This window comes from Pseudomonas sp. BF-RE-22, from assembly GCF_019956155.1.
GTDB classification, from domain to species: domain Bacteria; phylum Pseudomonadota; class Gammaproteobacteria; order Pseudomonadales; family Pseudomonadaceae; genus Aquipseudomonas; species Aquipseudomonas migulae.
The window spans coordinates 177,806-198,230 of sequence record NZ_JAHBDD010000066.1; the positions used below are offsets into that span (position 1 = coordinate 177,806).

Annotated in this window: 14 protein-coding genes and 1 pseudogene; 11 read left to right on the plus strand and 4 right to left on the minus strand. The window is 59.9% G+C overall.

From position 1 onward, the window contains the following. The first annotated feature begins 173 nt into the window (after positions 1 to 173). Both thiI and typA read left to right on the plus strand, forming a co-directional pair. Positions 174 to 1,628: a tRNA uracil 4-sulfurtransferase ThiI gene (gene thiI / locus KGA82_RS25335; protein ID WP_008028023.1), complete on the plus strand. Its 1,455-nt coding sequence runs from the start codon at positions 174 to 176 to the stop codon at positions 1,626 to 1,628. 139 nt (positions 1,629 to 1,767) lie between these two features. Next, positions 1,768 to 3,588, plus strand: a complete 1,821-nt coding sequence (typA, locus tag KGA82_RS25340; RefSeq protein ID WP_008028025.1) for a translational GTPase TypA — start codon at positions 1,768 to 1,770, stop codon at positions 3,586 to 3,588. A gap of 202 nt (positions 3,589 to 3,790) precedes the next feature. Here typA and KGA82_RS25345 read toward each other — a convergent pair whose 3' ends face one another. Continuing rightward, on the minus strand, positions 3,791 to 4,231 hold the full coding sequence (locus KGA82_RS25345; protein ID WP_085988407.1) for a YkgJ family cysteine cluster protein: 441 nt from the start codon (positions 4,229 to 4,231) through the stop codon (positions 3,791 to 3,793). A gap of 259 nt (positions 4,232 to 4,490) precedes the next feature. On the opposite strand from KGA82_RS25345, the gene KGA82_RS25350 reads away from it, so the two are divergent. The 5 genes from KGA82_RS25350 (at position 4,491) to KGA82_RS25370 (ending at position 13,999) form a co-directional block, all read left to right on the plus strand. Continuing rightward, complete coding sequence (locus KGA82_RS25350; protein WP_223452968.1) at positions 4,491 to 6,941, plus strand: glycogen/starch/alpha-glucan phosphorylase; 2,451 nt, start codon at positions 4,491 to 4,493, stop codon at positions 6,939 to 6,941. Between the two features lie 217 nt (positions 6,942 to 7,158). Beyond that, positions 7,159 to 10,752, plus strand: a complete 3,594-nt coding sequence (locus tag KGA82_RS25355) for a DUF2339 domain-containing protein (RefSeq protein ID WP_223452971.1) — start codon at positions 7,159 to 7,161, stop codon at positions 10,750 to 10,752. Next, positions 10,749 to 12,122 (plus strand): DUF3999 domain-containing protein, encoded by a 1,374-nt coding sequence (locus KGA82_RS25360; RefSeq protein ID WP_223452972.1) that lies wholly within the window; start codon positions 10,749 to 10,751, stop codon positions 12,120 to 12,122. The genes KGA82_RS25355 and KGA82_RS25360 overlap by 4 nt, the downstream gene beginning before the upstream one ends. A 261-nt stretch (positions 12,123 to 12,383) precedes the next feature. Next, entirely contained in the window at positions 12,384 to 13,394 is a 1,011-nt protein-coding gene (locus tag KGA82_RS25365) for a class 1 fructose-bisphosphatase (protein WP_008040991.1), read from the plus strand. Between the two features lie 2 nt (positions 13,395 to 13,396). After that, positions 13,397 to 13,999, plus strand: coding sequence for a DUF924 family protein (locus KGA82_RS25370; protein WP_223452973.1), 603 nt, complete (start codon positions 13,397 to 13,399; stop codon positions 13,997 to 13,999). A gap of 117 nt (positions 14,000 to 14,116) precedes the next feature. Here KGA82_RS25370 and KGA82_RS29565 read toward each other — a convergent pair whose 3' ends face one another. Together KGA82_RS29565 and KGA82_RS29570 are read right to left on the minus strand one after the other, a co-directional pair. Then, complete coding sequence (locus KGA82_RS29565) at positions 14,117 to 14,881, minus strand: methyl-accepting chemotaxis protein (protein ID WP_371927683.1); 765 nt, start codon at positions 14,879 to 14,881, stop codon at positions 14,117 to 14,119. A 93-nt stretch (positions 14,882 to 14,974) separates the two neighbouring features. Then, positions 14,975 to 16,009 (minus strand): annotated as a pseudogene (locus KGA82_RS29570) (cache domain-containing protein); the annotation flags it as partial. A gap of 282 nt (positions 16,010 to 16,291) precedes the next feature. On the opposite strand from KGA82_RS29570, the gene KGA82_RS25380 reads away from it, so the two are divergent. Then, on the plus strand, positions 16,292 to 16,546 hold the full coding sequence (locus KGA82_RS25380; protein ID WP_008028040.1) for a hypothetical protein: 255 nt from the start codon (positions 16,292 to 16,294) through the stop codon (positions 16,544 to 16,546). Between the two features lie 31 nt (positions 16,547 to 16,577). Then, positions 16,578 to 17,147, plus strand: coding sequence for a lipocalin family protein (locus tag KGA82_RS25385; RefSeq protein ID WP_192226834.1), 570 nt, complete (start codon positions 16,578 to 16,580; stop codon positions 17,145 to 17,147). Positions 17,148 to 17,252: 105 nt separating this feature from the next. Here KGA82_RS25385 and KGA82_RS25390 read toward each other — a convergent pair whose 3' ends face one another. Further along, positions 17,253 to 18,617 (minus strand): formimidoylglutamate deiminase, encoded by a 1,365-nt coding sequence (locus KGA82_RS25390; RefSeq protein WP_008036578.1) that lies wholly within the window; start codon positions 18,615 to 18,617, stop codon positions 17,253 to 17,255. Between the two features lie 146 nt (positions 18,618 to 18,763). On the opposite strand from KGA82_RS25390, the gene hutC reads away from it, so the two are divergent. Further along, a complete protein-coding gene (hutC, locus tag KGA82_RS25395; protein ID WP_172435301.1) occupies positions 18,764 to 19,474 on the plus strand; it encodes a histidine utilization repressor in 711 nt (236 codons plus the stop codon). Continuing rightward, positions 19,471 to 20,040, plus strand: a complete 570-nt coding sequence (locus KGA82_RS25400) for a HutD family protein (RefSeq protein ID WP_223452975.1) — start codon at positions 19,471 to 19,473, stop codon at positions 20,038 to 20,040. The genes hutC and KGA82_RS25400 overlap by 4 nt, the downstream gene beginning before the upstream one ends. The last annotated feature ends 385 nt before the right edge of the window (positions 20,041 to 20,425 follow it).

The window sequence follows — 20,425 nt, forward strand, 5'->3', positions numbered from 1 at the left end:
GGTGTAATGCGCATTAATGGAGAAAATCCCGCCCTACAATGTGGCGCTAAAATCAATAAATGACCTGTTTTGGTGCGTGCAAAACCTTCTGCACATTAACTGGTTAAACCTTGAGCAATTTCCGCTATAATCCGCGCCCCCCTTTTTCGGCAGGCCTCGCGCGCGCTGTTTCCATGAAATTAATCGTAAAAGTCTTCCCAGAGATCACCATCAAGAGCCGCCCGGTACGGATGCGTTTCATCCGCCAGTTGGCCAAGAACATCCGTGCCGTGCTCCGCGATCTGGATCCGGCCGTGGTGGTGAACGGCGTGTGGGACAACCTCGAGCTGGAAACCCGCGTCAGCGATCCCAAGGCTCTGAAGGAGATGGGCGAGCGTCTGAGCTGCATGCCGGGCGTCGCGCACTTCCTGCAAATCGATGAGTACCCGCTGGGTGATTTCGACGACATCGTTGAAAAATGCAAGCAGCACTACGGTGATGCACTGGCCGGCAAGATTTTCTCGGTGCGTTGCAAACGCGCTGGCAAGCACCCATTCAGCTCGATAGATATTGAGAAATACGTCGGCAGCCAGTTGCGCCGCCAGTGCGGTGCCGCCGGGATCGACCTGAAAAAGCCTGAAATCGAAGTCCGAATCGAAGTTCGCGACCAACGGTTGTTCGTGATCCACAGTCAGCACAACGGCATCGGCGGTTATCCGCTGGGTGCCCTGGAACAGACGCTTGTGCTGATGTCCGGCGGCTTCGATTCCACTGTGGCGGCCTACCAGATCATGCGTCGCGGCCTGATGGCCCACTTCTGCTTCTTCAATCTGGGCGGAAGGGCCCACGAACTGGGCGTGATGGAAGTCGCGCACTTCATCTGGAAGAAGTACGGCAGCTCCCAACGCGTGTTATTTGTCAGTGTGCCGTTCGAGGAAGTACTGGGAGAAATTCTCGGTAAAGTCGATAACAGTCATATGGGCGTAGTATTGAAGCGTATGATGTTGCGCGCTGCGACCCAAATTGCCGATCGACTGCAAATCGAAGCGCTGGTGACCGGGGAGGCGATCTCCCAGGTGTCGAGCCAGACATTGCCGAATCTGAACGTGATCGACTGCGTGACCGAGAAGCTGGTGCTGCGCCCGCTGATCGCCAGTCACAAGCAGGACATCATCGATCTGGCCAACGAAATCGGTACCGCCGATTTCGCCCGGCACATGCCGGAGTATTGCGGGGTCATTTCAGTCAACCCGAAGACGGCTGCCAAGCGCCACCGGGTGGAGCATGAAGAGAAAGAATTCGACATGGCAGTCCTTGAGCGTGCGCTCGAGAACGCCAAACTGGTGCCGATCGATCGCGTGATCGACGAATTGGGCCAGGATTTGCAAATCGAAGAAGTCAGCGAAGCACTGGCGGGCCAGATCATCATCGACATCCGTCACCCGGATGCCGCTGAAGACGAGCCGCTGGAACTCGATGGCATTGAGGTACAGACGATGCCGTTTTATGCATTGAACGCTCGTTTCAAGGAACTGGACCCTACTCGCCAGTACCTGCTGTATTGCGACAAAGGCGTGATGAGTCGCCTGCATGCCCACCATTTGCTCAGTGAGGGGCATGCCAATGTGCGCGTTTATCGACCGAGCTAAGAGCCCGGGGCTGTTTGCCTGTGGCCTGCGTCATCGGCCCCCCGACTCTGCCGTCAAGCTGTAACGGCAAGGCCTGACTCTACTGTTAATCGCTGCCAAGACTTGTCAGCACACCGAATCCTCTGATCGAGATACACAAGTGATCGAAAATCTACGCAACATCGCCATCATTGCTCACGTTGACCATGGTAAAACCACCCTGGTAGACAAACTCCTGCGTCAATCCGGCACTCTGGAGCGCAACGAGCTCAACGACGAGCGCGTGATGGACTCCAACGACCAGGAAAAAGAGCGCGGTATTACCATTCTGGCGAAAAACACCGCCATCAACTGGAACGGCTACCACATCAACATCGTGGACACCCCGGGCCACGCCGACTTCGGCGGCGAAGTTGAACGCGTAATGTCGATGGTTGACTCCGTTCTGCTGCTGGTTGACGCTCAAGACGGCCCTATGCCGCAAACCCGTTTCGTGACCAAGAAGGCTTTCGAAGCCGGCCTGCGTCCGATCGTGTGCATCAACAAGGTTGACCGTCCAGGCGCGCGTCCGGACTGGGTTCTGGACCAGATCTTCGACCTGTTCGACAACCTGGGTGCCACCGAAGAACAGCTGGACTTCAAAGTCGTCTACGCCTCGGCCCTGAACGGTATTGCCGGTCTGGACCACACCGACATGGCTGAAGACATGACCCCGCTGTACCAGTCGATCGTCGACAACGTACCTGCGCCGAAAGTTGACCGTGAAGGCCCGTTCCAGATGCAAATCTCGGCACTGGACTACAACAGCTTCCTGGGTGTTATCGGTGTTGGCCGTATCGCTCGTGGTAGCGTCAAGCCGAACACTCCGGTTGTCGCCATCGGCGCCGACGGCAAGAAACGCAACGGCCGTATCCTGAAGCTGATGGGTCACCACGGTCTGCACCGTATCGACGTTGAAGAAGCGTTTGCCGGTGACATCGTGTGCGTGAGCGGTATGGACTCGCTGTTCATCTCCGACACCCTGTGCCAGCCGGACAACGTCGAGGCGATGAAGCCTCTGACCGTTGACGAGCCAACCGTTTCCATGACCTTCCAGGTGAACGACTCGCCTTTCTGCGGTAAAGAAGGCAAGTTCGTGACTTCCCGTAACATCAAGGAACGTCTGGACAAAGAGCTGCTGTACAACGTTGCTCTGCGCGTTGAAGAAGGCGACTCGGCTGACAAGTTCAAGGTTTCCGGCCGTGGTGAGTTGCACCTCTCGGTACTGATCGAAACCATGCGTCGCGAAGGCTTCGAAATGGGCGTTGGTCGTCCTGAAGTGATCATCCGTCAGGTTGACGGCGTGAAGCAGGAACCGTTTGAAAACGTCACCATCGACACCCCTGAAGAATCCCAGGGCAAGGTCATGGAAGAGATGGGTCTGCGTAAGGGCGACCTGACCAACATGGTGCCGGATGGCAAAGGCCGTGTGCGTCTGGAATACAACATCCCTGCTCGTGGTCTGATCGGTTTCCGTAACCAGTTCCTGACCCTGACCAACGGTGCTGGCATCCTGACCTCGATCTTCGATCGCTACGACACCATGAAGTCCGGCGACATGTCCGGTCGTCAGAACGGTGTTCTGGTATCGGTAGAAACCGGCAAGGCTCTGACCTACTCCCTGGAAACCCTGCAGGCACGTGGCAAGCTGTTCGTTGAACACGGTCAGGAAATCTACAACGGTCAGATCGTTGGTCTGAACAGCCGTGATAACGACATGGGCGTCAACCCAACCAAAGGTAAGAAGCTCGACAACATGCGTGCTTCGGGTAAAGACGAAACCATCGCTCTGGTTCCACCTGTTCGCTTCACCCTGGAACAGGCCCTGGAATTCATCCAGGACGACGAGCTGTGCGAAGTTACTCCTAAGTCCATCCGTCTTCGCAAGAAGATCCTGGACGAAGGCGAGCGTACCCGCGCTGCCAAGAAAGCCAAGAACTGAGTTTTAGTTCAGGCTGAATGAAAACGCCCCCGGTCGAAAGGCCGGGGGCGTTTTTGTTTGTCTGGGGTTTGTGTGGTGCTTTCACCGGCCCCTTCGCGGGCAAGTCGGATCGCCGCATCGCTCGCTCCTACAGGTTATGCGCTGCCCTTGTAGGAGCGAGGCTTGCCCGCGAAGGCGCCCGTTCAGGCGCCCATATTCCGGATCAGAATTTCTCGAGGGGCCGACGGCTGCTGCTGGTCTCGCGCGCCACTTCCTTCGGCTTGTAAGCGCAATACCCCGGTCGCGGCCCGATCTTCGGGTGGTTGCGGCAAGTATCCGGGCGCTTTTCATAAATAGTGCACAGACGGCTCTTACGATCCAGGTACAGGCAATCGTTGTTGCTCATGCGCTGGAGGGTGAAGATCTCGGTCTTCTGGCTGTAACGCTCGACGATCCCTTCCTTCTGCAAACGCTTGGCGATGTTCTTCGCCGGTTCGCCGCGCTCGAACTCGTCGACGATGCCGATGCGGATCAGATCCTTGATCTTGACCTCGACCGGCAGGGTGCAGCAGCTGGATATGCAGGAACCGCACATCGGCGCAGAGTATTTGGCCCAGGTATCGAGACGATCGATCTCTGCGGCGGCGATCAGGTTGGGCTTCATCATCGGTTGTTACCAGCGTGTGCATCAGGGCGCGCGATCATACCGGGACTGGTGGATTTTTGAACAACCTTTCGCCAGATTTTTTTAACTGTGGTCAACAACACTTGAATTCCGGCACGGCCCCTGCATTGATTCAGGTACACGACAAGGTAATGCCGACCTATCTCGCACTAACAGGAAAAACTGCCGAACCAGAGCCTCTACCGCCTGTCAGACCGTCTAGGCTCAGACAACTCAAAGCTCGCTCGAGGTCTTATCGATGACTCAAGAACCACTTGTTCGCGAAGCAGAGGTGGCCGCATTCCGCGACGCCGTCTTGACCAAACTCACCTACGCGGTGGGTAAAGACCCGGATCACGCCTTCGACCACGACTGGTTCGAAGCCATTGCGCTGGCGGCGCGCGATCACATGGTCGAGCACTGGATGGACCACACCCGGCAGATCTACCGCAAAGGTCAGAAGCGGGTTTATTACCTCTCCCTGGAATTTCTCATCGGCCGGCTGCTCTACGACAGTTTGAGCAACCTCGGCCTGCTCGACGTCGCCCGCGAAGCGCTGACCGAGCTCGGCGTCGACCTCGAACGTATCCGCCTGCTGGAGCCCGACGCAGCCTTGGGCAACGGCGGCCTCGGTCGTCTGGCGGCGTGCTTCATGGAAAGCATGTCGACCCTCGGCATCGCCGGCCACGGTTATGGCATTCGTTACGAACACGGCTTGTTCCGCCAGGCGATTGTCGATGGCTGGCAGCAGGAACAGACCGAACACTGGCTGGATTTCGGCAACCCGTGGGAATTCGAACGGCCAGAAGTGGTTTACCCGATCGGCTTCGGCGGCAGCGTCGAAACCGTGACCGACTCAAACGGCAAGTCCAAGCAAGTCTGGTCCCCGGCGGAAACCGTGCGCGCCATTGCTTATGACACCCCGGTAGTCGGCTGGCGCGGGGCGAGCGTCAACACGCTGCGCCTGTGGCGTGCCCGTGCGATGGAAGATTTGCACCTTGAACGCTTCAACGCCGGCGACCACCTCGGCGCGGTCGCTGAAGTGGCGCGGGCGGAAAGTATCTCTCGCGTACTGTACCCGGCGGACAGCACCGAAGCCGGACAGGAACTGCGTCTGCGCCAGGAATACTTCTTCGTCGCTGCATCTCTCCAGGATTTGCTGCGCCGTCATCGCAACATGCACACCTCGGTGCTGACCCTGGGCGACCACGCGGCAATCCAGCTCAACGACACTCACCCGTCCATTGCCGTGGCCGAGTTGATGCGCCAATTGGTCGATGTCTACGACGTGGCGTGGGACGCCGCGTGGCAGGTCACCGTCGACACGCTTTCGTACACCAACCACACGCTGTTGCCGGAAGCGCTGGAAACCTGGCCGGTCGGTTTGATGGAGCGGATGCTGCCAAGGCACATGCAGATCATTTACCTGATCAACGCCCAGCACATCGATTCGCTACGTGCCAAAGGCATCCATGATTTTGACGTGCTGCGCGCGGTATCGCTGATCGAAGAGGACAACGGTCGCCGTGTGCGCATGGGCAACCTGGCGTTCCTTGGCTCCCACAGCGTCAACGGCGTGTCCGGACTGCACACGCAACTGATGCGCAAAACCGTGTTCTCGGAACTGCACAAGCTCTACCCGGAGCGGATCAACAACAAGACCAACGGCATTACCTTCCGCCGCTGGCTGTATCAGGCCAACTCGGAATTGACCTCGATGCTGGTCGATGCCCTCGGCCCTGATCTGTTGGATAACCCGGAAGAGCGCTTGCTCGATCTGGAACCGTTCGCGGAAAAATCCGCGTTTCGCAAGGCCTTCGCCGAGCAGCGCCTGCACAGCAAAAAAGCGCTGGCATACATCATTCACGAACGCCTTGGGGTTGCGGTCAACCCGGCGGCGATGTTCGACGTGCAGGTCAAACGGATCCACGAATACAAACGTCAGTTGCTCAACTTGCTGCACACCGTCGCGCTGTATCAGGCGATTCGCGCCGAGCCGGAAATCGACTGGGTGCCGCGAGTGAAGATCTTCGCCGGCAAGGCCGCCGCCAGTTATCACCAGGCCAAGCTGATCATCAAACTGACCAACGACATCGCCCGGGTGGTGAACAACGACCCGACCGTGCGCGGTTTGCTCAAAGTGGTGTTCCTGCCTAACTACAACGTCAGCCTGGCGGAGAGCATCATTCCGGCGGCGGATTTGTCCGAGCAGATTTCCACTGCAGGCTTCGAGGCGTCGGGCACCAGTAACATGAAGTTCGGCCTCAACGGCGCGCTGACGATTGGCACGCTGGACGGCGCCAACGTGGAAATGTGCGAGCGCATCGGCGCCGAGCACATGTTTATCTTCGGCCTCAGCGCGCAGCAGGTTGAAGCGCGTAAACAGAATCATGAGTTCAATGCGACGCCGGACATTGCCGCGTCCCATCGGCTCAATGATGTGCTGCAAGCGATTCGTGGCGGGGTGTTCTCGCCGGATGATCCGTCCCGTTACACCGGCTTGATCGATTCGCTGATCGACTACGACCGCTTCCTGGTCTGCGCCGATTTCGATTCCTACTGGGACGCGCAGATGCGTGTTGAAGCCCATTGGCACGACTCGAACGAGTGGTGGCGTTCGGCGGTGTTGAACACGTCCCGGATGGGCTGGTTCTCCTCGGACCGGACCATTCGCGAGTACGCGACGGATATCTGGAAAGCATTGGAGTAACTTTTAGCCACAAATGTGCGCAAGGTCCGACGGTTGTTGGACCTGACCGATATACTAAGCACCAGTTTGCCAGATGTTTCAGTGATGTCCTTGCGGGCATCTTCGCGGGCAAGCCTCGCTCCTACAGAGTTTTCGCATAACCTGTAGGAGCGAGGCTTGCCCGCGAAAGCATCAGCGCAGACACCGCAAGGCAATGGGCCGCTTAGGGATATCGACCATGCAATGGATGTTCATGCTGATTGGGCTGGTGCTGGGCTGGATACTCGACGAGTCGTTCAGCGACGCGCTGTTGGGTGCGTTACTCGGGTTGGGTATCGGCCAGGCCATTCGCATCGGCCGTTTGGGTTCGCAGGCGGTTGAGCAGCGCGCTCTGCTGGAGCAGGCGCAGGTCGCACTGAATGCGGTCCAGCAACGCCTGGCCACGCTGGAGGTGTCTGGCGTCAAGGCGCCTGAAACCAGCGAGCCGCTTGCCGAGGAACCGCTTGCCAGCGAACCGGCCCCGTCCCCGGTATTCATTCTCGAAGAAGTCCCTGTCTCTACCCCGGAGATGGTCTGGGAACTCCCGCCCGAACTCGAACCGATCACCGCGACAGCGACGCAAACCAGCCGCCCGCTGCCCGACGATGCCTGGAAGCCCGAACCGGTTGCCCGCGAACCCGCCGTCCCTCGTGGCCCTAACTTCATCGAGCGCGCCATCAGCGGTGCCCGTAACTGGCTGTTCGGTGGCAACACCGTGCTGCGGGTCGGTGTGGTGCTGTTGTTCCTCGGTCTGGCGTTTCTGCTGCGTTATGCCACCGAAGGCATGGTGGTGCCGATCGAACTGCGTTACGCCGGGGTGGCGGCGGCTGCGTTGGCCCTGCTCGGTCTGGGCTGGTGGCTGCGTCATCGCAACACTAACTATGCGTTGATGCTGCAAGGCACCGGGATCGCTGTGTTGTACCTGACGGTGTTCGCGGCCATGCGTTTGCATCCGCTGCTTGATCCGACGGCGGCGCTCGGGCTGCTGGTGGCGATGACGGTGTTCTCGGCCATTCTGGCCATCACTCAAGACTCGCTGGCACTGGCGTGCGCCGCTGCGTTGGGCGGTTTCGCCGCGCCGATCCTGACGTCCACCGGCGCCGGCAACCATGTCGCGCTGTTCAGCTATTTCGCCTTGCTCAACGCCGGCATTCTCGCCATCGCCTGGTTCAAGGCCTGGCGGCTGCTCAACCTGATCGGCTTTGTCGGCACCTTCGGCATCGGTTTCGCCTGGGGCCTGCGCTCCTACACACCGGAGCTGCTGTGGAGCACCGAGCCGTTCCTGATTGTGTTTTTCCTGATGTACCTGGCCATCGGGCTGCTGTTTGCACGGCGCAAGTTGCTGGAAATGAGCGACGCGCCCGAGGACGACAGCCGCGAGGCGCTGTTGCACTGGTCGGCGCGCAAAGGCGACTACGTCGACGGGACGATGCTGTTCGGCCCACCGCTGGTGGGTTTCGGTTTGCAGTTCGCGCTGGTCCAGCATCTGGAGTTCGCTGCCGCTTTCAGTGCATTGGCGCTGGGCATGATTTACATGGGCCTGGCCCGTTTGCTGATGGGTGGCCGAGCGTTGTTGCTGGCGGAAACCTGTCTGGCGTTGGGCGTGATCTTCGCCAGTCTGGCGATCCCGTTGGGGCTTGATGCGCGCTGGACAGCGGCCGCTTGGGCGGTGGAAGGCGCCGGGATTTTCTGGCTCGGATTGCGTCAGCAACGACCGCTGGCGCGCGCCTTTGCATTGCTGCTGCAACTGGGTTCGGCGCTGGCGTTCCTCAGTGAGCTGCGGTTCGGCGAAAGCAGCCTGCTGGAAGGTGCGCCGCTGGGTGCGTTGATGCTCGGTGTGGCGCTGCTGTTCAGTTTCTACCAATTGCGCAACGCCTTGCCTGAGCAGACGTTGGCGTGGGAGCGCAAAGGCTTGCCGGTGCTGGCCTGCCTCGGTTTGACCTTCCTCTATCTGCTGGCGCCGCTGTTCTTCTTTACCCATGGCACGGCGATCAGTTGGGCGCTGGCCGGTCTGGCGACGTTGTTTATCGGTCTGCGTCTGCAATCGCGCACCTTCCTCTTCACTGCGTTCGCTGTGCAATTGCTGGGCGGCGCGCTGTTCCTGCTGCGGCTGCAAGGTGCGAGCGGTGAGTCTGGCGCGGTGTTCAGCGCTGGTTGGAGCGGTTTGCTCAGCGCGTCGCTGATCGGCCTGGCGTTGATCGCCGGTATGTTGCTGGCCGCCCGCGATGACATGGTGCGCAGCGATGTTCGGCTGTTGCGCGGTTTGTCGGTGGTGTTGCTGGCTGGCCTGGTGCTGATCAACCTCGCTGTTCTGTTCGTGTTGCCGTGGCAAACCGCAAGTGCGGTGTGGGCGGCCAGTGGTCTGTTCATTATCTGGCTGAGCCTTTATCTGAAGCAGCGCGTGAGTTTCGTCTTCGGTCTGCTGTTGCAGGTGATTGGCGGGGCGGCGTTCCTGTTCGCCGGGCCGGAACTGCTGGGGCCGCTGGCCAGCGAAGGGCTCAAACCATTGGCGCATAGCGGATTCTGGACGCCGTTGGTGCTGGGGCTGGCGGCGTTGGTCGGCGCCTGGCGCTTGCAGCTCGGCAACCATGCTTCGGCGTTCGATGTCCTGAGTTTGCAGCGTTTGTCCGAAGTGCTGCTGGTGTGGGGCGCGGGTTGGTGGGCGTTGGCGTGGATCAGTGAAGTGCTGCGTTTTGCACCGATGAATCTTCAGGCGACGTTGCTGCTGACGGTCGCGGCGCTGAGCGTCGAGCTGTGGGCCGTGTTGGCGTTGCGCCTGAAATGGCCGTCGCTGGGTTTGCTCTGCACCTTGCTGATCCCTGCGGCTGGCGTGGTATTGCTCGGGGCATGGCACGCGCGTTACCACCCGGCGGCCGACTTCGGCTGGCTCGCCTGGGCGGCGGTGTTCGTCGTGCATTTCATCTCGCTGCGGCGTCTGGCGCCGATGTTGCCGGCTCGTGCCCTGAGTACGGCTCATGTGCTCGGTTGCTGGCTATTGATCGGTGTACTGGCGCTGGAGTTGCGTTACGGCTTGCTGCTGTTGTCCGAGCAATACAACGCCTGGCGTTGGCTGGGTTGGGCGATTCTGCCGAGTGTTTATCTGGTGTTGATGGCCGCACCGCGTGCCTGGCCGTGGCCGGTGTCGGCTTATCCGCGCGAGTATCGACTGTACGCGGCGGCGCCGCTGGCCTTGCTCATGCTCGGCTGGTTCTGGCTGGCGAACATTGTCAGCGACGGCACCGCCGAGCCGCTGCCCTATGTGCCGCTGATCAATCCGCTGGAGTTGGGGCTGCTGTTTGCGCTGTTCGGCGTTTACGTGTGGGCCCGCAGCGCCGTGACGCAATTGGCGATCCGCAAGGACATCTTCGATCACGCCACGCAGCTGGTCGCGGGTGTTTCGCTGTTCGCGTTTTTCACCGCGCTGGTGAATCGCACGGCTCACCATTGGGGCGGCGTACCGTTCGAGCTGGATTTGCTGCTCGCGTCGATGCAGGTGCAGGCCGGTCTGTCGATCGTCTGGACCTTGATGGCGTTGAGTCTGATGATCGGCGGCCATCTGCGGCATCGTCGCGAAGTCTGGCTGATTGGCGCGGCGCTGATCGGCGTGGTGGTCGCGAAACTGTTCTTTGTCGAATTGAGTAACCGTGGCGGACTCGCCCGGATCGTCTCGTTTATCGGTGTTGGCGTGTTGCTGTTGGTGGTGGGCTATTTCGCCCCGTTGCCGCCCAAGCGCGTCGATGCTGCGCCGGAATCTGAAAAACCGGCCCCGGAAACCGAAGGAGTGTCGTCTTGAGTCAGAAGCTGAACCTGGTCTGGTTGGGCGCTGTTGCGTTGGGCGTGGCGCTGTCGGCCAACGCGCAGGAAAAACCGGCGGACTTCGCCACGCAAGTGCCGTTGACTGTGAGCGGCGAAGGTCCGTGGTATCGCCTCGAATTGCCCTTGGCCGTGCAACTGAATGCGCGACAAACCGACCTCAGCGATGTGCGCGTGTTCAACGCGGCCGGCGAGGCTCAGGCCTACGCCGTGGCGCGGGAGACCGCGAAAACCGGCGAAACCCCCACCCTGACCGACGTGAAATGGTTCCCGTTGTACAACTCGGCGGACGCCACCGAGCGCGCGCCGAGTGTGCGGGTGCAATCGAGCGCCAATGGCACGCTGGTCGAAGTGCAGCCGTCGAGTCAGCTGGAGGTGGGCGAAGAAGTGCTGAGCGGTTGGCTGCTCGACGCCAGCGGCATCAAGGCGCCGTTGCAGCAATTGATCCTCGACTGGACCAGCGAGCGCGATGGCTTCCAGCGTTTCAGCATCGAAGCCAGCGACGATTTGCAGCATTGGCAGTCGTGGGGTGACGGGCAGGTGGCGCGGCTGACGTTTGCCGACGAGCGGGTCGAGCAGCATGAGGTCGGCTTGCCGGGACAATCGGCGCGTTATCTGCGTTTGTTGTGGAACACGCCACAATCGGCGCCGATATTGACCTCGGCGCAACTGCAAAGCGCCAGCACGCGCAGCCTGCCGCTGCCATTGGTCTGGTCGCAACCGTTGGCGGGCGCCAGCGTGAAGGCAGGTGAATACACCTGGCAATTGCCGATGGGGTTGAACGTCGAGCGCGTGCAGGTCGAGCTGAATCAGCCAAACAGCCTGGCGCCGGTGACGTTGTCCGGTCGTCGGGAAAGCAGCCTGCCTTGGCAGCTGTTGAGCAGTGGTTTGCTCTATCGCCTGACCCAGAGTGGCCAGGACGTGGTGCAGAACGAATTGCAGCTGCCGGGGCAAACCGTGCAGCAGTTGAAGTTGACGGTGGACGAGCGCGGCGGTGGCTTGGGCGTCGAGGCGCCGACGGTGCGTTTCGCTGTGCGTTCGACGCAATTGGTGTTCCTGGCGCGCGGCGCCGGGCCTTATACGCTGGCGCTGGGCAATGCGACGGTGAAAGCGGCGAACCTGCCGCTGGCAACGTTGATTCCGGATTACAGCGCGGCGAAGTGGGCGGCGTTGGGCAAGGCTACGGTGTCGGGCGGGGTGGTAGAGACGCCGAGCTCCACACTCACATCCGTTGCACAGGCTGAACCTAACTGGAAGAAATTCGGGTTGTGGGCGGTGTTGTTGTTGGGTGTTCTGTTTTTGGCGGCGATGGCGTTCAGCTTGTTGCGTAAACCTCCGGCCAATTCCTGAGAATGGCTGGCGCTGCGCGCCATTCGCGGGCAGGTGTACGCGTTCCACTGTAGGAGCGAGGCTTGCCCGCGAAGACTGACTGTCAGGCACCAAAAATCTCAAAACTGCCGCCCGTCGTCGGCCCACATCCGGCCTGTTTCGATCTACGCTAAACCCGGCACATGAACTCTGTTGGACGTATCACGTCTGATAGGAGGAAATACGCCCCGACTCGCGTTAAACTGCGCGGGTTTTTAGCCCCCCATTCCACCGGAGCCTTCCATGTCCCGCGTTACCCTGAGTCGCTATTTGATTGAGCAGACCCGTAGCAACAACACCCCTGCCGATCTGCGTTTCCTGATCGAAGTGGTGGCGCGCGCCTGTAAAGAAATCAGCCACGCCGTCTCCAAAGGCGCCCTGGGTGGTGTTCTGGGCAGCATGGGCACTGAAAACGTCCAAGGTGAAGTGCAGAAGAAGCTGGACGTGATGTCCAACGACATCCTGCTCGAAGCCAACGAATGGGGCGGTCACCTGGCCGGCATGGCGTCCGAAGAAATGGACAATGCCTACCAGATCCCGGGCAAATACCCGAAAGGCGCGTACCTGCTGGTATTCGACCCGCTGGACGGTTCGTCGAACATCGACATCAACGCACCGGTCGGTACGATCTTCTCGGTGCTGCGTTGCCCGAACGAATACCTGACCCAGAACGAGCCTTTGAACGAAAAGGCCTTCCTGCAGCCAGGCGCTCAGCAGGTTGCCGCCGGTTACGCGATCTACGGTCCACAGACCATGCTGGTGCTGACTCTGGGCAATGGCGTCAAAGGCTTCACCCTGGACCGTGAAATGGGCAGCTTCGTACTGACCCACGAAGACATCACGATTCCGGAGTCCACTCAGGAATTCGCGATCAACGCCTCCAACCAGCGTCACTGGGAAGCGCCGGTACAGCGTTACGTCAGCGAATTGCTGGCTGGCGATGAAGGCCCGTTGAAGAAGAACTACAACATGCGCTGGGTTGCCGCGATGGTTGCCGACGTGCACCGCATCCTGACCCGTGGCGGTCTGTTCATGTACCCACGCGACAGCCGTGAGCCGTCGAAGCCGGGCAAACTGCGCCTGATGTACGAAGCCAACCCGATGTCGTTCCTGGTTGAACAGGCGGGCGGCGCGTCCACCGACGGCCACCAGCGCATCCTCGACATTCAACCGGAAGGCCTGCACCAGCGCGTAGCAGTGTTCCTCGGTTCGAAAGAAGAAGTCGCACGCGTCACGGCTTACCACAAGGAATAAACATGACCGCGCTCTGGCAGCCGTTGCTCGAATGGTGGTTCGGAAATTCCGAATCGCCGAACGAAGTAGCGGCTGAGAAGGGCAGGTTATGGTTCGGCAAGCACGACAGCCAGGACCTCGAAGCGCAGTCGCGTTTCGGGGACTGGGTCGAGCAGGCACTGGCCGGTGGATTGACTGACTGGGCGCAACGCCCGGAAGGTTGGCTGGCCTTGGTGCTGCTGCTCGATCAACTGCCGCGAATGATCTTTCGCGAAACACCCAAATCCTTTTCCGGCGATCTCAGGGCTCAGGCACTGGTGGCGCAAGGCATTGCTGCGGATTTCGATCGGCAGTTGAAGCCGATTCAGCGGGTGTTCATCTATCTGGTGTTCGAGCACTGCGAGAATCTGGCGGTGCAGAATGAGGCCGTCTCACGCTATATCGATCTGGTGGCGCAACAGCCAGAGGGCGACCGGAAACTCTTTAGCAACTATCTGAGCTACGCCGAAAAGCACCAGCAGGTAATTGCGCGGTTTGGACGGTTTCCGCATCGCAATGCGGTGTTGGGAAGGGAGTCTACGGCGGAGGAGTTGGTGTTTCTTTCGCAGCCTGGGTCAAGGTTCTAAATCTTTATCGCGTCTGAAGCCGTCATCGCGAGCAGGCTCGCTCCCACATGGATCTTCGTAACGCTGGGGATCCACTGTGGGAGCGAGCCTGCTCGCGATGAGGCCCGCAAGAGCGGCTTAAATCCTGAAACTGCCTACCAATTGCTTAAGACGCGCCGCCTGCTGCTCCAGATCGGAACACGCCCGCAACGTCGCCTGCAGGTTCTCCACCCCTTCCTGGTTCAGCGTGTTGATCTCGGTAATGTCGACATTGATCGACTCCACCACCGCAGTCTGCTCTTCCGTCGCCGTGGCCACGGACTGGTTCATCCCGTCGATCTCGCCAATACGCTGCGTCACGCTACCCAGACGCTCGCCCGCCTGATTGGCGATCCCAACGCTGCTTTCACTCTGACGCTGGCTGTCGGTCATGGTGCTCACCGCTTCACGGGCGCCGACTTGCAGTTCTTCGATCATCTTCTGCACTTGCTGCGCCGAGTCCTGGGTGCGATGCGCCAGGTTGCGCACTTCGTCTGCGACCACGGCAAAACCGCGCCCGGCTTCACCGGCACGGGCGGCTTCGATGGCGGCGTTCAGCGCCAACAGGTTGGTCTGCTGCGAGATGCTGGTGATCACTTCCAGAATCTGCCCAATGTTCACCGTGTTGCTGTTGAGCGTCTCAATGTTGCCGCACGAATCGCTGATCTTCGCCGAGAGCTGCTGCATCGCCGCGATGGTTTTATCCACCACTTGCTGACCGTCTTCGGCCAATGCGCGCGCGTCGCTGGAATGCTGCGAGGCGAGGGCGGCGTTCTGGGCGATTTCCTGGGCGGCGGCACCTAACTCATTGATGGCGGCGGCCACGCTGCTGGTGCGCGAGGCTTGCTGGTCGGAGTTGAACATCGACGAGTTGGACGCGGCGACAACGCGCAGGGCGACTTCGTTGACCTGGCCGGTGGCCGAGGACACTTCGCGGATCGAGGTGTGAATACGCTCGACAAAGCGGTTGAACGAAGTGCCCAGCGCGCCGAACTCGTCGTGACCGTGAATGGTCAGGCGCTTGGTCAGGTCGCCTTCACCTTCGGCGATGTCATGCATGGCGCGGCCCATGGTCAGCAGCGGCTGCATCAGGAAACTGATCAGCATGCCCAGCAGCGCGATGATGATCACCACCGCGATAACCATGGCGATGATCGCCGAGGTGCGGAATTCGCTGAGCATCGAGAACGCGGTGTCCTGATCCAGCACCAGCGCCACATACCAATCCGCCGACGGCACGCCGTTGACGTGAGTGAAGGAGATGAACTGGCGCTTGCCGTCGATCTCGACCTCTTTCATGCCCGGGCTGACTTGCGGTGCGCCGTTCGGGTAGGCCTCGGCGAGGTTCTTGAGCACCAGTTTGCTGTCCGGGTGAATCAGGATCTTGCCGTCGGCGCTGACGATAAACGCATGGCCGTGACCGCCGAAGTTCAGCGAGTTGATGATCGCGCTGACGCTGGACAGGTCAATGTCGGCGCCAGCGACGCCGATCATCTGGTTCTGATGCTTCACCGGTGTGGCCACGGTGATCACCAGTTTGCCGGAGGACGCAGCGATGTACGGTTCGGTGACGATGGTCTGTTGCGCGCCGTTGGCCGCCTTGTACCAGCCACGTGCGCGGGGGTCGTAATCGGCGGCGCGATTGCCGGCCGGAACCGAGAACATCACGCCGTCGGTGCCACCGAAGTAGCTCAGCTGGAAATTGCTGGTGTAGGCCGGCAGGTCGATGGCGCGCTTGAGGCTAGCCTGGGCGCTGCCGTCCACGGCGATCTGTTGGGATAACGATTGCAGCAGCTGGATGCGGCTTTCCAGCCAGGTTTGAATGTTGCTGGTGGTCAGGCTGCCGAGTTCCTGCATCGACGATTCGGTACTGCTGCGCAAGGTCTGGCGCTGGCGGTAGTCGTTGAAGAGGATGAAACAGGCGAATGCAACGGCCACCACGAGGGCAGCAGCCAACAAGATTTTGTGGCTGAACTTCATGTTTCTGGTCATTAAATGAACTACCGCGGAGGTGCTGGTCGACAAGGGGCGTCAATTTGCCACAGGAACGGGCTTTGCGCTGCTTTTATGTCGACTGAGCGGCGCCAAAGATTAGGCGAATTCTGTCAAAACCGACGAAATGCTCAACAACGCGAGAAAGTGGCTGATTTTTCGGCAAAAGGCAGACGAGCGGCCTGATAAATAGGCGCTCGGTCAGGGAACCAGACAGGGGTTTTCTCTTCTAAGCTTCAGCTTGGCTGTCATGCCATTCCCCTTTGTCCCAGGAGCTACACAATGTCGCTGCGTTCCATCGCCCTGCTTTCGTTCTGCGTCTTGCTGGCCGCGTGCGGCAAAATCAATCAGGAAAACTACTCCAAGTTGTCGACAGGCATGGCCAAGGCCGAGGTGGAAACCTTGCTGGGCAAACCTACCGACTGCGCGGGCGCGCTCGGCATGTCCAGTTGCACCTGGGGCGACAAGAACAGCTTTATCAGCGTGCAGTACGCCGGTGACAAAGTGTTGATGTTTTCCGGCCAAGGCCTGAAGTAAACCGGGGCGATACGCCCACGGGAGAAAAACAATGAAGCGGTTATTGATCCTCCTTTTTGCCAGCCTGGTATTGGCCGGCTGCGCCACTTCTGGTGAAAATCCGTTGGCGCCGAAAACGGTCAACAGCGTCAATCTCAAGAAGTACCAAGGGACCTGGTACGAGCTGGCGCGTCTGCCGATGTATTTCCAGCGCAACTGCGCGCAATCCGAAGCGCATTACACGCTCAAGCCGGACGGTAACATCCTGGTGCTGAATCGCTGCCTGACGGCGGATTGGCAATGGGAAGAGGCCAAGGGCACGGCTTATCCACAGGTGCCGGGCAAGACCGACAAGTTGTGGGTCGAGTTCGATACCTGGTTTTCGCGGTTGATACCGGGCGTGGCGAAGGGCGAATACTGGGTGTTGTTCGTCAGCGAAGACTACAAGACCGCCATTGTCGGCGACCCGAGCCGCCGGTATCTGTGGCTGCTGTCGCGAACCCCGACGGTCAACGGTGTAGTGCGCGAAGAACTGCTGAGCAAGGCGCGTCAGCAGGGGTACGACACCACGCGGCTGATCTGGCGTGCGACGGATACGCAGATGGCCAAGACCTCGAATTGATTACGCACCCTTTGTAGGAGCCGGCTTGCTGGCGATGGAGTGTCAGTCGACTTCAATGTAGCTGACACACCATCGCCAGCAAGCCGGCTCCTACAGGGGTTTGTGTTAACCCAAAAGATCGCGCAGGACTTGGGTGAACGCGCGGTTACTTTCTTCTTCTGCGGCATGTCGCCCATCGCGCACAACCCACTGGCCATTGACCAGCACATCGCGCACCTGGCGATCGCCGCCGGCAAACAACCAACGATTGAGAATCCCGTCGCCACTGGCGGTCGCCAGGTACGGATCGTTGCCGTCCAGCACCAGCCAATCTGCCCGTTTGCCAACTTCCAGTGCACCGATCGGCTGCCCCATCGCCTGCGCGCCGCCGTCGAGTGCCGCGTCGTACAGCGTACGGCCGACCATCGGCTGATCCGCACCATACAACCGGTTGCGCCGCTGATCGCGCAGGCGCTGGCCGTATTCCAGCCAACGCAATTCTTCCACCACGCTCAGCGACACATGGCTGTCAGAACCGATGCCCATGCGCCCACCTTGAGCGAGGAAGTCCACCGCCGGGAAAATCCCGTCGCCGAGGTTGGCTTCGGTGGTCAGGCACAAACCGGCAATGGCGCGACTCTTGGCCATCAGCGTGACTTCTTCCGGGTTGGCGTGGGTCGCGTGGACCAGGCACCAGCGTTGGTCGACTTCGGTATTTTCGTACAGCCATTGCAGCGGACGGCGACCGCTCCAGCTCAGGCAGTCGTCGACTTCCTTCTGCTGCTCGGCGATGTGAATGTGCACCGGGCACTGCTTGTCGCTGGCCGCCAGCACTTCGCTGATCTGCTGCGGTGTTACCGCACGCAACGAGTGGAAACACAGACCCAGCGATTGGGCCGGTTGCTGCGCCAGGATCGGCTGCAAGCGCGACTGGAGCTTGAGGTAGTTTTCAGTGCTGTTGATAAAGCGACGCTGGCCGTCGTTCGGCGTCTGGCCGCCGAAACCGGAATGGCTGTAGAGCACCGGCAGCAGGGTCAAACCGATGCCGGCGGAGCTGGCCGCCTGGCTGATGCGTAGCGCCAGTTCGGCCGGATCTGCATAGGGTTGGCCACTTGTGTCGTGGTGCACGTAATGAAATTCTGCCACCGAGGTGTAACCGGCCTTGAGCATTTCGATGTACAGCTGCCGGGCGATTACGCCGAGTTGGTCGGGGCTGATTTTTCCGACGAGACGGTACATCAAATCGCGCCAGGTCCAGAAACTGTCGTTCGGATTACCGGCCACTTCCGCCAGCCCGGCCATCGCTCGCTGGAACGCGTGGGAGTGCAGATTCGGCATGCCTGGCAGCAGCGGACCGCTTAGCCGTTCGGCGCCATCTGCATGGGAATCGGCCTGGATATGGGTCAAAACGCCGTCGGCGCTGACCTCAAGACGTACATTGTTGGCCCATCCACTAGGCAGCAGCGCGCGTTCGGCAAAGAAGGCGGACATGGTTCAGCACCCCATCGTGTGTTATTTGTATATACATATACAGACGTTTGCCTGCCCGGTAAACTCCGGCAAGCTAGCAACCTTTACTAAACGACCAAGGATTAACCGTGCCGACTCCGCCTGCAGTGTCACCGTTGGCCGCGAACATGGGCGACAGTCCGGCGCCCTTGTACGCCCGCGTCAAACAGATGATCACCCAGCAAATCGACAGTGGAAACTGGCCGCCGCACTACCGCGTTCCGTCGGAAAGCGAGCTGGTCAGCCAACTCGGTTTCAGCCGCATGACCATCAACCGCGCGTTGCGCGAGATGACTGCCGACGGTCTGTTGGTGCGTATGCAAGGCGTCGGCACGTTCGTCGCCGAACCGAAAAGCCAGTCCGCGCTGTTCGAAGTGCACAACATCGCCGACGAAATCGCCTCCCGTGGCCATCGCCATACCTGCAAGGTCATTACCCTTGAAGAAGAGGCCGCCGGTTCCGAGCGCGCCCTGGCGCTGGACATGCGTGAAGGTCAAAAGGTCTTCCACTCGCTGATCGTGCATTTCGAAAACGATATTCCGGTGCAAATCGAAGACCGTTTCGTCAACGCGCTGGTCGCCCCGGACTACCTCAAGCAGGACTTCACCCTGCAAACGCCTTACGCCTATCTGAACCAGGTCGCTCCGCTGACCGAAGGCGAACATGTGGTCGAGGCGATTCTGGCCGAGGCCAGCGAGTGCAAATTGCTGCAGATTGAGAAAGGCGAGCCGTGCCTGCTGATTCGTCGCCGCACCTGGTCTGGCCGTCAGCCGGTGACCGCCGCCCGTTTGATCCACCCTGGTTCCCGTCATCGTCTGGAAGGTCGGTTTCATAAATGAGTCAGATAAAGGTTTTACGTGCCGTTGATTACCCGCGCATGCCGTGGAAAAACGGCGGCGGCAGCACTGAAGAAATCACCCGCGATGCGGGTACTGGCCTGGATGGTTTCGGCTGGCGCCTGTCGATTGCCGATATTGGTGAGTCGGGTGGCTTCTCGACGTTCACTGGCTATGAGCGAGTGATCACCGTGCTGCAAGGCGACGGCATGACCTTGCGCGTCGACGGCCAGGACACGCATCCGTTGTTACCGCTGGAACCGTTTGCGTTCAGTGGCGAGAGCCAGGTGTCGTGCACTCTGCTTGGCGGGCCGATTCGCGACTTCAACCTGATTTATGCGCCGCAGCGTTACAGCGCACGGTTGCAGTGGCTGGATGGCGAACATCGGTTTTTCAGTTCGGCGGGCACGGTGTTGGTGTTCAGTGTCGGCGAGGCGCTGGAATTGCAGGTCGGTAACAACACCCAGCAATTGGGTCGCCATGACTGCCTGCAACTCGACGGTAATAACGGCCTGCTGGAAGTCTCCAGTAACGGCCCATGCTGTGTGGTCGAGCTGACTGCACGCTGATCCAAAATCCTTTCGCGGGCAAGCCTCGCTCCTACAGTGGACCGCAGATCCCCTGTAGGAGCGAGGCTTGCCCGCGAAGCTTTTCGCTACTTGAACGCGTTTCCCATCGCGCACCAACTTGTTACCGAACGCCCCAGCGTGGCGCAAAACCACGCTCAAGTAACAACAGTCCTCCCCTCCGCAAAATCCTCCCGAAAAATTTCATCTTCTCCAAAACCCTTGATCCAGGGGGCTTCCAGCCTTCCAGAAACTTTTCTTGAACACCCATCCAACAAGTTGGCCGCTTGATTGCATATGCTTGTATGTACAAGTAAAGACGTATGCGTATGAGTCGATCGAGACTCTCCGCAGCGTCCACTGATTCGCTTGTGTCGCGTTGACGCGC